13 protein-coding genes are annotated in these 13475 nt (G+C 67.2%); 8 read left to right on the forward strand and 5 right to left on the reverse strand.

The features are described 5' to 3' along the window. Nucleotides 1-3 precede the first annotated feature (3 nt). Nucleotides 4-648, reverse strand: coding sequence for a J domain-containing protein (locus ACQR1D_RS29095; protein WP_315800591.1), 645 nt, complete (start codon nucleotides 646-648; stop codon nucleotides 4-6). Nucleotides 649-758: 110 nt separating this feature from the next. On the opposite strand from ACQR1D_RS29095, the gene ACQR1D_RS29100 reads away from it, so the two are divergent. Continuing rightward, on the forward strand, nucleotides 759-1028 hold the full coding sequence (locus tag ACQR1D_RS29100) for a BolA family protein (RefSeq protein WP_315800592.1): 270 nt from the start codon (nucleotides 759-761) through the stop codon (nucleotides 1026-1028). Between the two features lie 68 nt (nucleotides 1029-1096). Here the strand turns inward: ACQR1D_RS29100 and ACQR1D_RS29105 are convergent, their stop codons facing one another. The 3 genes from ACQR1D_RS29105 to ACQR1D_RS29115 all read right to left on the reverse strand — a co-directional run bounded on the left by ACQR1D_RS29105 (nucleotide 1097) and on the right by ACQR1D_RS29115 (nucleotide 4285). Then, on the reverse strand, nucleotides 1097-2401 hold the full coding sequence (locus ACQR1D_RS29105) for an HlyC/CorC family transporter (RefSeq protein WP_315800593.1): 1305 nt from the start codon (nucleotides 2399-2401) through the stop codon (nucleotides 1097-1099). Nucleotides 2402-2474: 73 nt separating this feature from the next. Then, on the reverse strand, nucleotides 2475-3623 hold the full coding sequence (gene aroB, locus ACQR1D_RS29110) for a 3-dehydroquinate synthase (RefSeq protein ID WP_316216835.1): 1149 nt from the start codon (nucleotides 3621-3623) through the stop codon (nucleotides 2475-2477). Then, the gene (locus tag ACQR1D_RS29115) at nucleotides 3620-4285 is read right to left on the reverse strand and encodes a shikimate kinase (protein ID WP_315800595.1); all 666 of its coding nucleotides are present in this window, start codon (nucleotides 4283-4285) and stop codon (nucleotides 3620-3622) included. The genes aroB and ACQR1D_RS29115 overlap by 4 nt, the downstream gene beginning before the upstream one ends. 339 nt (nucleotides 4286-4624) lie before the next feature. On the opposite strand from ACQR1D_RS29115, the gene ACQR1D_RS29120 reads away from it, so the two are divergent. The 7 genes from ACQR1D_RS29120 (at nucleotide 4625) to ACQR1D_RS29150 (ending at nucleotide 12416) form a co-directional block, all read left to right on the forward strand. Continuing rightward, nucleotides 4625-4771: a histidine kinase gene (locus ACQR1D_RS29120; protein ID WP_315800919.1), complete on the forward strand. Its 147-nt coding sequence runs from the start codon at nucleotides 4625-4627 to the stop codon at nucleotides 4769-4771. A gap of 171 nt (nucleotides 4772-4942) precedes the next feature. Then, the gene (gene xerD / locus ACQR1D_RS29125) at nucleotides 4943-5899 is read left to right on the forward strand and encodes a site-specific tyrosine recombinase XerD (protein ID WP_315800596.1); all 957 of its coding nucleotides are present in this window, start codon (nucleotides 4943-4945) and stop codon (nucleotides 5897-5899) included. A 219-nt stretch (nucleotides 5900-6118) separates the two neighbouring features. Next, on the forward strand, nucleotides 6119-7081 hold the full coding sequence (locus tag ACQR1D_RS29130) for an acetyl-CoA carboxylase carboxyltransferase subunit alpha (protein WP_315800597.1): 963 nt from the start codon (nucleotides 6119-6121) through the stop codon (nucleotides 7079-7081). A 294-nt stretch (nucleotides 7082-7375) separates the two neighbouring features. Further along, nucleotides 7376-8845 carry a L,D-transpeptidase family protein gene (locus ACQR1D_RS29135; protein WP_434846538.1) on the forward strand — a complete coding sequence of 490 codons (1470 nt, stop codon included), beginning with the start codon at nucleotides 7376-7378 and terminating at the stop codon, nucleotides 8843-8845. Between the two features lie 819 nt (nucleotides 8846-9664). Continuing rightward, a complete protein-coding gene (locus ACQR1D_RS29140) occupies nucleotides 9665-10129 on the forward strand; it encodes an Rrf2 family transcriptional regulator (RefSeq protein WP_316182906.1) in 465 nt (154 codons plus the stop codon). Further along, nucleotides 10119-10826 carry a class I SAM-dependent methyltransferase gene (locus tag ACQR1D_RS29145; RefSeq protein ID WP_434894227.1) on the forward strand — a complete coding sequence of 236 codons (708 nt, stop codon included), beginning with the start codon at nucleotides 10119-10121 and terminating at the stop codon, nucleotides 10824-10826. Before ACQR1D_RS29140 ends, ACQR1D_RS29145 begins: the two co-directional genes overlap by 11 nt. Nucleotides 10827-11090: 264 nt before the next feature. After that, on the forward strand, nucleotides 11091-12416 hold the full coding sequence (locus tag ACQR1D_RS29150) for a hypothetical protein (RefSeq protein WP_434894226.1): 1326 nt from the start codon (nucleotides 11091-11093) through the stop codon (nucleotides 12414-12416). Nucleotides 12417-12460: 44 nt separating this feature from the next. Here the strand turns inward: ACQR1D_RS29150 and ACQR1D_RS29155 are convergent, their stop codons facing one another. Then, nucleotides 12461-13354 carry a hypothetical protein gene (locus ACQR1D_RS29155; RefSeq protein WP_434894225.1) on the reverse strand — a complete coding sequence of 298 codons (894 nt, stop codon included), beginning with the start codon at nucleotides 13352-13354 and terminating at the stop codon, nucleotides 12461-12463. Between the last annotated feature and the right edge of the window lie 121 nt (nucleotides 13355-13475).

A 13475-nucleotide genomic window follows, 5' to 3' on the forward strand; every position in this document is an offset into this window, starting at 1 on the left:
GCGTCAGCCCTTCACCACCGTCTTCAGGTAGTTGTAGGCCTTGATGATCTCGATCAGGCGATCCTCGGTGGAGCGGTCGCCGCCATTGGCATCGGGATGGTGCTGCTTCACCAGCGCCTTGTACTTGACCTTGACGTCTTCCAGCGTCGCGTCGGGACCGAGGCCCATGACCTGCAGCGCCTTGCGCTCGGCGTTGAACACCTTGCGCGTCTCGGCCTTGGGGGCCGACCGGGGATCCGGACGCCAGCTGCCGCGGCCGTTGATCTCGGCGAATACGCTGAACGGATCGGCGGCATCGCCGAGATCGCCCTCGGCGCTGCCGGTGCCGCGCTTGGCCGACGTGTTGGCACCCATCTTCCAGGTCGGGCGGTGTCCGGTCAGCGCATCCTTCTGATAGCGCGCGACCGCCTCGGCGTTCATCCCCGAGAAGAAATTATAGGACTGGTTGTACTCGCGCACGTGATCGAGACAGAAGTGCCAGTACTCGCGCGCGTTCTCGCGTCCCTTGGGCGCGCGATGCGAGCCCTTGTTCTTGCAGTCCGGCCACTGACAGGGCTGGGCCTCCTCGCGCACCACCGGCTGCCGCGCAGCCGCCTTCTTGGGCTTGATGCGGATGGAGTCGAAGAATTTGTTTGAATCGATCGGCATGGCGGACTTTGACTACGCAACGCGAAAAGCTTCAAGTCTTGACATTGCGAATACCTCGGGCGGGGACCGCCGATTGACGAAAAATAATTTGATGCGTATTTCCAGAGACCATGCGGACCCGAGATGCTATCATCAAAAAGTTGCGCGAAGCTTTCACGCCTGAAAGCCTCGATGTTCAGGACGAATCACATCTGCATGAAGGCCATATGGGCCATCAGCCGAGCGGTGAGACCCATTTCCGCGTGTATATTGTGTCGCAGGCCTTCGCGGGCAAGAGCCGTGTCGATCGCCACCGCCTGATCAACGCCGCATTGGCAGCGGAACTTGCCGGCTCGGTGCACGCGCTCGCGCTGCATGCGAAGGCGCCGGGCGAGGCTTGATCCCATCGCTTTGTTTGAGCATGATCTCTTCGGAAAACCGGCTTCCACTTTTCCGGATCATGCTCTAGCTAGAACGCCGTGCCTGCACGGCGCGGCCGCGTCTCCTCGGTTTCGCCGCGCGGCACCGGTACGATGCGCAGCGCAGTGATGCGATTGCGCTCCCGGCGCAGCACGCGAAACCGGAAGCCGTGGAACGTGAAGCTCTGGCCGCGCTCGGGGATCGAACGCGCCTCGTGAATGACGAGACCGGCAACTGTCGTTGCTTCCTCATCGGGCAGCGTCCAGTCCATCGCACGATTGAGATCGCGGATCGGCACTGAGCCATCGACGACGACGGATCCGTCCGGCTGCACGCGCACACCCGCGACCTGCACATCCTGCTCGTCGGAGATGTCGCCGACGATCTCCTCCAGAATATCCTCCAGCGTGACGATGCCTTCGACCTCGCCATACTCGTCGACCACGAGCGCGAAATGCGTCTTGCGCCGGCGGAACGCCTTCAGCTGTTCCGACACGGACCGCATCTCGGGTACGAACCACGGCGGCAGCGCCAGTGAAGCAACGTCGATGTGCGACACGTCGCCCTCGGCGGCGCGGATCGCACGCAGCAGGTCCTTCGCATGCAGCACGCCGATGATGTTCTCCGGCGTGCCGCGCCACAGCGGGATGCGTGTGTATTCGGTGGCGAGCACCTCGCGCACCAGTTCTTCCTGCGGCAGGTCCGCATTCACCATCACCATCTCGGTGCGGTGGACCATGACGTCGGACACCTGCAATTCGCGCAGATCGAGCAGGCCGCCGAGCATGTCGCGATCCTGCTTCTCGACCTTGCCTTCATGATGCAACAGATCGACGGCGCCGCGCAGGCGTTCGGTCGGCGACAGGATCGGCTGATTGGCCCCGACCTTGAAGCCGATCAGCCGCATCAGCCCGCGCACGATCGCTTCGATCACGGCGAGCACCGGACCGAGCACGATCACCGCCGCCCGCATCGGCCTGGCGACCGCGAGCGAGACGCGATCCGGCGCGTTGATCGCGATCGTCTTCGGCAGCACCTCGGCAAAGATCACGACCAGCGCGGTCATCACGCCGGTCGCGTAGAGCACGCCGACCTCACCGAACCAGGCGGTGAAAATACCGGTCGCCAGCGCGGAGGCGCCGATATTGGCGATGTTGTTGCCGAGCAGCAGCGCGCCGATCAGCCGTTCGCGCGTGTCGAACAGGCTCGACACCACGTCGGCATCGCGATTGCCCTGCTTCGACAGCCGCAGCATCGAGGCGCGAGAGGCGCCGGTCAGCGCGGTCTCGCTCAGCGCAAAGAAGGCGGAGGCGGCGAGGAGGAGAATGACGACGGAGAGTGTGAACCAGTCCATGACGCCGATGTCGCTCTGGAGGGAGGCAGCCGATGATCCGTTGGCACTGCTCAATACGGCGTAAAGCCCGGGATCAGCTTCTGCTGCGCAATTTGGCCTGGAGAAAGTCGCGGACCCGCGCCGGATCGACGTCGTTCGCGATGACGGCGCGGCCGATGGCTTCCATCAGGATGAAGGTCAACTTGCCGCGCTTGACCTTCTTGTCCTGCGCCATCAAGGCCAAGAGCCGGTCGGCGTCGCCGATCCCCTCCTGGGCAAAGCCGGCGATGTCCTGCAGATGGGTCGGCAGGCCGACCGCAGCAAGGTGACGCTCGATGCGCACGACGTCGTCCGGCGGCAGCATGCCGAGCTCGGCCGAGAACTGCGCCGCCAGCACCATGCCGACGGAAACGCCCTCGCCGTGGAACAGGCGGTCGGAGAAGCCGGTGACGGCCTCCAGCGCATGGCCGAAGGTGTGGCCGAGATTGAGCAGCGCGCGGTCGCCAGTCTCGCGCTCGTCGCGGGCCACGATCGCCGCCTTGGCGCGGCACGAGGTCGCGACCGCGTGCTCGCGCGCGGCGCCGCCTCTGACGATGTCGGCGTGATTGGCCTCGAGCCAGGCGAAGAAGCTGGCATCGCCGAGCAGGCCGTATTTGGCGACCTCGGCATAGCCGGCGCGGAACTGGCGCGGCGACAGGGTATCGAGCACGGCGGTGTCGGCGATCACCAGCACCGGCTGATGGAAGGCGCCGAGCAGGTTCTTGCCTTGCGGCGAATTGATGCCGGTCTTGCCGCCGACGGAGCTGTCGACCTGCGCCAGCAGCGAGGTCGGCACCTGCACGAAATCGACGCCGCGGCGCAGGATGGCGGCCGCGAAGCCGGCGAGATCGCCGACCACGCCGCCACCGAGCGCGACGACCAGATCGTTGCGTTCGATCCTGGCAGCGATCAGCGCCTCGCTGACCTTCTCCAGGCCGGCATAGGTCTTGGAGCCCTCGCCCTCATCGACCACGATCGTGGACGCCGGGATGCCCGCCTCCGCCAGGATCGCCTCGGTCGGCTTCAGCCAATGCGCGGCCACGGTACGGTCGGTGACGATGGCCGTGCGCACGCCCGGCCGCAGCGCCGCGATGCGCTGGCCGAGCGAAGCCAGCACGCCGCGGCCGATGACGATGTCATAGGCGCGCTCGCCGAGCGCGACGTCGACGATGATCGGATCGGAATGCTTCAGAGGTGCTGTCATCGGAGCGCGCCCATCGCGTGCGGAGGATCGGGTTGAACTGGATCGGGTTGCGGTCCGGCCGGCCCCGCCTCGGTCTCCGGTGGCGAGAAGAACGCCTGCAGCGCCTCAATGCAGTCCTCGACAACGCGATCATGCGGCACATCGCGCGAGCAGATCGTGAGATCGGCAAGCTGGTAGACCGGCTCGCGCTCGACGAGCAGGCGAGCGACCGTGCCTTCGGGATCGGCGGTCTGCAGCAGCGGCCGGTCGGCCCGCCGCCGGACGCGGCGCATGATCACGTCGGCATCGGCCTTCAGCCAAACAGAGACCGCCTTCTCATGGATGCGCCGCCGCGTCTCCTCGCGCATGAAGGCGCCGCCACCGGTTGCCAGCACACCGGGCCCGTTTTCGAGCAGCCGGGCGATCACCCGGGCCTCGCCGTTGCGGAAATAGTCCTCGCCACGCGATTCGAAGATTTCCGGTATGGTCATGCCGGCCGCGGTCTCGATCTCGGTGTCCGCATCGACGAAGGGCAGCCGCAACCGCGCCGCGAGCCGCCGGCCCACGGTCGACTTGCCGACACCCATCATGCCGACCAGCACGATCAGCCGCTTGCCGAGGCCTGCGAGAATAGCGGTCTCCGGAGCGGCTGGGCTTGCAGCGGGTTGGGACGTGTCGGTCATATGAAGGCTTCTAACCCAGCCCCTGCTGCTTTCAAAGGCATCCTGTTCCGCGACACGCAACCGGTTCTCCCCGCGGACGTCGTTCCGGGGCGCGCGCAGCGCGAGCCCGGAACCCATACCCACAGGATGCTGTGTGAGGCAGGCTGGCTGTTGGCATCTCGCCGACGACGTCGTCCCGCGGTGATGGATTCCGGGCTCGCCGCGCTGCGCGCGCCGCCCCGGAATGAGGGAGCAAGCAGAACCGACCTCCGGACGAACGGTGGAGAGCGCCGGACTTGCCAGCCGGGTGCGAACATGTTGGATGAAACTATTCCTTCCCTGGTGGCCCGCGCGACCCCGATGCCCAGCCTGTTCCGCTTCCTGACCGTGATCGCCGTCATCGTCGGCGTGGTCTATGGCGCGATCTACGCGCTGGCGAATTTCGTCAGTCCCAAATCGCGGGAGATGACGGTGACAATCCCGCCGGACAAGTTCCAGAAGAAATGATCCGGCACGCGAGCGCGAACTCAAAAGCCACACGGCATTGATTAAGCATTTTGCGCTTCTCTGAGGTGGCCGGGCGCCGCGATATCGGCCAGATTTGCAGTCACCGCTCGATGTGCCCCGGCGAATACCTCGTAGTGATTCGATCGCCTCGGACGCAGCGGATTTCACGACATGAAGGTCAAGGCCTCCGACGCCAGGCTGATGAGCCTGTTCCTCGACATGATGGCCGCCGAGCAGGGCGCCGGTCAGAACACGCTGGACGCCTATCGCCGCGACCTCACCGATCTCTCCGAATTTCTCGGCGGCAAGGCCAACAGCTTCGCCACGGCCGACACCCAGGCGTTGCGCGACTATCTCGCCGACCTCGATACCAGGGGCTTCAAGTCCTCCAGCGTGGCGCGGCGGCTGTCGGCGATGCGGCACCTGTTCCGCTTCCTGCTGAGCGAGCGCATCCGCAGCGACGATCCCGCCGCCATCCTGTCCGGCCCGAAACGCGGCCGTTCCTTGCCCAAGGTGCTGTCGATCGGCGATGTCGACCGGATGCTGACCAGGGCCAAGGAGCTCTCCGAGGTCGGCGAGGCCTCGCCGGCGCAGCGGCTGCGCGCGCTGCGGCTGTATTGCCTGCTCGAGGTGCTGTACGCGACCGGCCTGCGCGTCTCCGAGCTGGTGGCGCTGCCGCGCACCGCGGCCCGCAACGACGCCCGCATGATCGTGGTGCGCGGCAAGGGCAACAAGGAGCGGCTGGTGCCGCTGAACCAGGCCTCGCGCCAGGCGATGGCCGACTATCTCGCCGCCCTGGATGCGCTGAAGCCTGAGAAGAAGGCCAGTGCGACATTCGGCAAATGGCTGTTTCCCTCGTTCGGCGAGAGCGGCCACCTCACCCGCCAGCACTTCGCCCGCGACCTCAAGGAACTCGCGGTGGCCAGCGGCCTGCCCGCCCGGCTGGTGTCGCCGCACGTGCTGCGCCACGCCTTCGCCAGCCATCTGCTGCACAACGGTGCCGACCTGCGCATCGTGCAGACCCTGCTCGGCCACACCGACATCTCGACCACCCAGATCTACACCCACGTGGTCGAGGAGCGGCTCAAGAGCCTGGTCCGCGACCTGCACCCGCTGGCCGAGACCTGACCTCGCTTCACACCTTCCCGAAACCAAATCCGCCGGCGTGACGCCCGGCCGGCTTGACTTCGCGCCCGTCTGCCCCGAAAGAGCGCCATCCTGCCCGCGATCCCGGCGCGATGCCTGGAGGCTGGGCACCGATCGTACCCTAAGCTCCTGAAGTCGTTCGGCTTCAGGTCCGAAGGCCGAACCGATTTCGTCTCCCAGCGCTCTTCCTTCAGCTCTTCCATGCCGGATCCCATGCGCAGCTACCTCGATTTCGAAAAGCCTGTTGCCGAGCTCGATTCCAAGGTCGACGAACTCCGGGCGATGGCCGCCTCCGGCACCGATATCGGCGAGGAGGTCAGCCGGATCGAGGAGAAGGCCGGCCAGGCGCTGGCCGAGCTCTACGCCACGCTCACGCCGTGGCAGAAGACCATGGTGGCCCGCCATCCGCAGCGGCCGCACTTCACCGACTTCGTGGGCGGGCTGATCACCGAGTTCACCCCGCTCGCCGGCGACCGCAAGTTCGGCGAGGACGCCGCTCTGCTCGGCGGCTTCGGCCGCTTCCGCGGCGAGCCGATCTGCGTGATGGGCCAGGAAAAGGGCGCCACTACCGAGTCCCGGCTCAAACACAATTTCGGCATGGCCCGTCCCGAAGGCTACCGCAAGGCGGTCCGGCTGATGGAGATGGCCGAGCGCTTCGGCATCCCCGTTTTGTCGCTGGTCGATTCCGCCGGCGCCTATCCCGGCATCGGCGCCGAGGAGCGCGGCCAGGCCGAAGCGATCGCGCGCTCGACCGACGCCTGCCTTGCGCTCGGCGTCCCCAACATCGCGATCATCACCGGCGAAGGCATGTCGGGCGGCGCGATCGCGCTGACCACCGCCAACCGGGTGCTGATGCTGGAGCACGCGATCTACAGCGTGATCTCGCCGGAAGCCGCGTCCTCGATCCTGTGGCGCGACGGCACCAAGGCGCAGGAAGCCGCCAACAGCATGAAGATCACCGCCCAGGACATGCTCCGCTTCGGCGTGGTCGACACCATCCTCAAAGAACCGGTCGGCGGCGCCCACCGCGATCCCGCGGCCATGATCGCGGCGACCGGCGAGGCGATCGCCCAGGCGCTCGACGAGCTGAAGGGCCTCGACGCCGACGCCATCCGCAAGCAGCGCCGGCAGAAGTTCATCGAGATCGGCCGCAAGCTCGGCTGACCGGGCTTGCGCTCGGGCCTCGGCGCTCGCGGTTTTGTGAGTCTTTCCAGCCGTTTGGCCGCATTTCGGCCCCGCCGACGGGGTCTGCTGTTTAGAAGTTGTTGACCAAGGCGGCCGGGGCCAGGTGGCATCGCCGGAGCGCGGGTTGCGAGGCCTGGGGTCAAAGGCTACAATTTTAATCAATGGTTTGGCGGCATGACGCAGGGTCGACCCGTGATTTATCCAGCTTTCGGGCCGATCGCGTGAGATGAGACTGGGGTGTTGCGGCATGCCGGGTTTGCGGGGAGCTTTGCTTTGATCAACCGCGCTTTCGTCCGGGTTCTCCTGACCTCGGCGGCGTTGGCCGCCGGTGCGCTGCTGACCGGTTGCAACAGCGATCAGGTTGGACTCGCCACCAACGCCAAGGCCAACCAGCCGGTGCCGCCGAAGCTCGTCGCCGCGATGGGCGAGAAGGACATGGACCTGCAGTCGCCGATCCTCGTCCGCGTCTTCAAGCAGGAGGCCGAGCTGGAGGTCTGGAAGCAGGACCGCTCGGGCAAGTTCGCGCTGCTCAAGACCTATCCGATCTGCCGCTGGTCGGGCGATCTTGGACCCAAAGTGCGCGAGGGCGACCGCCAGGCGCCGGAGGGCTTCTACTCGATCAATCCGAGCCAGATGAACCCGCAATCGGCCTACTATCTGTCGTTCAACACCGGCTATCCGAACGCGTTCGACAAGGCGCTCGGCCGCACCGGCTCGCAGCTGATGGTGCATGGCGACTGCTCCTCGCGCGGCTGCTTCGCGATGACCGACGAGCAGATCGCCGAGATCTATGCGCTCGGGCGCGAGTCGTTCTTCGGCGGCCAGCGCGCCTTCCAGTTCCAGGCCTATCCGTTCCGGATGACGCCGGTGAACATGGCGAGGCACCGCAACAATCCGAACATGCCGTTCTGGCGCATGATCAAGGAAGGCTACGACGCCTTCGAGGTCACGCGGCAGGAGCCGAAGGTCGACTTCTGCGAGAAGAAATACGTCTTCAACGCCCAGAAGCCGCCGGGCGCGACGCATGATCCGGTGTTCGACGCCTCTGCCAAGTGCCCGGCCTATGTCGTGCCCGACGAGATCACCGCCGCCGTGCGCGACAAGCAGCAGGCCGACGAGGCGGAATATGCCAAGCTCGTCGCCAAGGGCACGCCGGTCGCCAAGCTCAACACCGGCATCGACGGCGGCATGAATCCGATCTTCGCCAGCCGCGTGCCCGGAGCCTCCACCGGCCTGTCCGACGCCGGCGAGGCGCCGGGCCTGTCGCTCGCCAACTTCCAGGCCGCGCCAGGCACGATCCCCGGTCACGTCAACCCGCCGCGCGCGCCCGGCGCCGACGAGGTCGCGATGCCGGCCAGTGCCGCGGAGGCGCCGGTGAGCGCGCCGTCGACCCGCGTGGCGGCCGTCAGCGCGCCCGAGAAGCCGAGCTTCATGTCGAGCCTCGCCCGCAAGGTCGGGATCGGCGGCAATGCGGCGGCAGAGAGCACAGCGACAGCCAAGCCCGCGCCGAGCAAGACCGCAGAGGCGAAGCCCGCCGAGACCAAGCCAGCGCCGAAGCCGGTCGCGGCCAAGCCCGCCGAGACCCGGCAGGCTGCCGCGCGGCCGCCGTTCAAGCCCGCGACCAGCGAGGCGCCGGCCACCACCGCCTCGGCTCCCGCCCAGACCCAGACCGCGCTGGTCTCCGGCGCCGTCCCGGTGCTGCAGTCGAACTCGTTCGACAGCCGGTTTTCGGGATTCAAGTAGGTAGGACGTCGGCGCCGCCGGCTCGGAAGAGCCGATCCGAACGCATGACGCCACCCTCCCCTGGAGGGGAAGCACCGCGTTCGTGGTGCCATCGTGGTCAACGATCTCAAACTGCATCTGGGGATGCGCGTCTCTGTTCTCGCGGCGCATTCGGCGTCCGAGTGATGCATCGATCTCACCCTCTTCAAGACCGAGGGTGCAGGGAAGGCCGGACCTCGACTGAGGCCCGTGGCCCGCCTGCGAAAAAAATGCAGGCGGCAGGAACCACAGGTCCAGCCGGACGATCCGGCCCTCCCTGCGCGACGGTTTGAACGGCTGCTTCGCGCTCTCCCTGGGGACCGGGCTGTCTTGCCCCCATCACCGGCGAGATGCACGAGGCATCATCAGCCGGCTTGACCTCAGCGTCGGGAGGCCAGGACCACGCGACTTGACCGTACGGACCGGTGTTGTTCGTCGGCGCGATCAAGTCACGCTGCAAACCGGCCCGCCCATCACATCCCGCACTCCACGCTTCGTGACGACCGCGCAGCGCCCCTCGTCGATGAGGCGGGATGGAATGAATAGATCACGAATTTCCGAAATTGCGAAGCGGAATATTTTTGCTCACGGGACTGGACAGCCCAAATCAGCCTGAACGCGCAGGCGAAATCCGGTTTTCCGCGCCAGAGACTTTGCGGCGGATCGGGGGAATGAAGGCGCCCGCATTCGCGACGAGCAGCAGGACCGAGTCGCCCGACGGGCGGACACGACAGCATCGCCCAAGGCCGCACGAAGGCAGGCCGGTTGACGTTCCGGGCATCATGTCATATTAAAAGTTACATGAGACCCAACAGCCAGTTGTCCGGCATCCTCCATGTCCTGCTCCACATGGCGGAGCACGACGGTCCGGTCACCTCCGAGGCGCTCGCAGCGATGATGCAGACCAACCCGGTCGTGATCCGCAGAATCATGGCGGGGCTCCGGGACAGCGGCTATGTGCGCTCCGAGAAAGGCCATGGCGGCGGCTGGACGCTCGCCTGCGATCTGGCGGCCGTCACCCTGCGTGACGTCTACGATTCGCTCGGACGTCCGTCGCTGTTCGCGATCGGCCATCGGAGCGACAATCCCAACTGTCTCGTCGAGCAGGCGGTCAATGCCGCGCTCGACACCTCCATCCGGGCCGCCGAGACGTTGCTGCTGTCCCGTCTCGGTGCCATCACGCTGGCGGCGCTGAGCGCTGATTTCCACGACCGCCTCGAACGACGCAAGCGACCTCGCAAGGGAGACATTTGTCATGCCGGCTGACATTGCCGACGGCGCTCAGCAGTTCATCCGCGCGTTTTCCGATCCCGAATTCGTCGCGCGCTACACCGATGGTCCACGGCGCTTCGTGCCCGGTCTCGACGGGCTGCACCGCATGACGGCGGTTCTGCTGGCCGAGCGGGCGCCCGACCATGCGCGGGTGCTCGTGCTGGGCGCGGGCGGCGGGCTCGAGCTCAATGCGTTGGCCGAAGCGCACCCATCCTGGACCTTCGTCGGGGTCGATCCGGCGCCGCAGATGCTGCGACTCGCCGAACGCACGCTCGGCGCGCGGATCAGCCGGGTCGAACTGATCGAGGGCACCATCGACGCTGCGCCGGCCGGCCCGTTCGACGCGGCGACATGCCTGCTGACGCTGCATTTTCTGGCAACGCCGGAGCGTTTGCAGACAGTCCGCGCCGTGCACGACCGGCTCCGCCCTGGCGCGCCGTTCGTGGTCGCCCATAGCTGCCTGCCGAAGGAGCCGACTGAGCGGGCTCTGTGGCTGGATCGCTACGCGGCCTATGCCGTTGCGTCGGGCACGGACCCCGAGCAGGCAAGGACGATGCGCGCGACCGTCGATGCCAGCGTCAACATGCTCAGTCCGGAGGACGATGAGGCGATCCTGCGCGGCGGCGGCTTTCGCGATGCCCGTCCGTTCTTCACCGCGCTGACCTGGCATGGCTGGATCGGCCACGCCTGAACCGCCGCTGAGCATCACACCGACGCTCCCCTGAATGACCGCGATCAGCGCCTGCTAATGAGTTGCGCGACCTGCGCCGGCATCCACGCATGTCCCTCCCCGCGGCCCCCGAGGACGTGGATGGCCTGGTCTTGTCGACAGGCTTCGCGCCGGAGCCCTGCCACCTCTCAGCCTGCGTGATGTCGCGCACGGAGCGCGCGGACGCGATCTGCGACAAACGGCGCGTCACCCGAGGCGAGGTGACGCAACCGAGAGGAGCAGGTCATGAGCTTTTGGGATGATATCGGAGATGCCGTCAGTTCCGCAGTCGATGACGTGAAGGACGTCGCGAAGGATGTGGCGGGCGCAGTCGGCGGCGCGGCGGGTGCCGTGGTCAACACGGTCGAGCACGTCGCCGGCGATGCCGCGCATGCCGTGGGCAGCGTGGTGCACGGGATCGGCGCGCTCGGCGGCGAGGCCATCCATACCGTCGGCGGCGTGCTCGGCGCGATCGGGCATGGCGCCGAGGCGATCGGCGGCGGCCTGCTTCACACCGTCGGCGACGTCGCGTCGACCGTGGTCCATGTCGGCGGCGACGTCCTCCACACCGGGATCAACGTCGTGAGCGACGTGGCGTCCGGCGTCGGCCACCTGGTGCATGGCGACCTCGACGGCGTCATCAACGACGTCAAGCATATCGGCGGCGACATCGTCGACGGCGGGCTCAAGGTCGGTGGCGACGTGGCGCATGGCGCCCTCGACGTCGCCGGCGACCTCGCGCACACCGCGGTCGGCCTCGGCGAGGCCGGGCTGGAGGCAGCGGGCGCAGTCGGCCACGGCGCGCTCGACATGGCCGGCACCATCGTCGGAACGGCCGGCGAGGTCGGCATGGACGCGCTCGACGCCGCAGGCGCGGTGGTGAAGGGCGGCTTCGACGCCGGCGTGGCGGTGGCTGACGGGGCCATCGGCGTGGTCACCGACACGGCGTCGGCGGCCGGCCACCTGATCGGCGGACCGATCGGCGAGGCGATCTCCGGCATCGCGCACGGCGCCGATGCGGTCGGCACCGGAATCGTCGATGGCGTCGGCCACTTCGTCGGCGAAGGCCTCAACGGGCTGGCGCAGACCGCGGGCGATTTGAGCCACTCGCTGGGGCAGCAGCTCGACGCGATTGGCCACGATCTGGGCTCGCTGGTCAACGACCTCAGCCATGGCGATCTCGGCGCCGCGATCGGCGATATCTTCAAGCTGGCGCAGGACGGCTTGCGCGGTGACGGCATCGCGGTCGCCCATGGCGGGTCCGAGGGCGGCAGCCACGGCGGGTTCTGGGACTCGATCGCCTCGGCGATCCAGCACGCGGGCGACAACGCCCAGGGCGGCCAAGGCTCGGGGTTGGGCTCCGGATTCGGCTCCGGTCCGCTGCACGGCGAAGGCTCGTCGCACAACCCGATCATCGTCGACAATTTCGGCGACCATGGCCACGCCGGCAACACCGGCATCGTGCCGCCGAATTTCGACCACGCGCCGGTGGCCGTGCACGACGCGCCGCACGCCGACTACAGCCACATCGTCCAGATGGACGATTCGCATCACTTCGCGATGCATGGCTGAGGCAAGCAGGACATCCCGCCGTGACTTCACGGCGGGGTGTCGCGTCAGGACCGATCGGCGCTCTGCTGGACGATGGCCGGTGGCGCGCCGGTCGCCTGCGCGCGATCCCGCGGCAGGTGATCATTCATCGCCGAGAGCGCGCACAGCGCCAGCGACCCCCAGACGGCAGCGCTGAAATACAGCGACATCCAGGCGATCTCTTCCCTCCAGTGCTCGAACTCGTGGGTGACGGTCCAGCGCGTGGCGGAGTCGCGCAGGCCGGCGAGCGGATGCAGCAGCGGCGTGCCGGCGGCGCGCTCGATGCGCCAGCGCTTCACATACATCGGGACATCGATCACGACGAGGAAGGCGAGATAGCAGGCGATGCCGACGAGGCCCGCGATCAGCAGGCCGCGCACCAGGCCGTCGAACTCCGGCAGCAGCCGGCCGAGGCCGATGCCGACGAACAGGAAGGCCACCGCCCACAGCGAGTTCTCGATCGCGTTGTACAGGAAATTCCGGGTGACGACGGCGTACCAGGAGCAGATCTCGGCGACGACGATCAGCGGCACGATGATGCGAGCCATGTTCACCGCGGTCTCGGCATCGGCGATGGCGCCGAGCTGCGCCAGGATGATGGCCCACTGTGCCGCGAAGGCGATCTCGGCGATGGTCGCCACGGTGCGGCCGACGAACACGCTCGACAGCCAACTGTCGACCAGGCAGATGCGCTGCACGTCGGCGCGCGGCAGCACCGAGCGGAAGGCGCAGCCGAACACATAGGCCGCCGACAGCGCCAGCATCGAACCGGTCTGGGACGCCTGACCCGCCGAACTGCTGCCGCCGTTGAGCTGGCGGTACAGGATGAACCAGAACACGATGTTGGCGAGGCTGACGAGCGTCAGCATCGCCCACCACAGGGCGACCGGGTTCGACAGGGCTCGCGACTGCGCACGCATCCGGGCACTCCAATTTTCATGTGACTGACATGGGATCGTATTAATTCCGTCACGGAGCGGCAACCCGGTCCGGCCACGGAAGGCGCGCAAAAGGCCGTGTGCCGGGAGGGAGATCGGCGAC

The organism is Bradyrhizobium sp. HKCCYLRH2047, from assembly GCF_051168175.1.
Classification (GTDB): Bacteria; Pseudomonadota; Alphaproteobacteria; order Rhizobiales; family Xanthobacteraceae; genus Bradyrhizobium.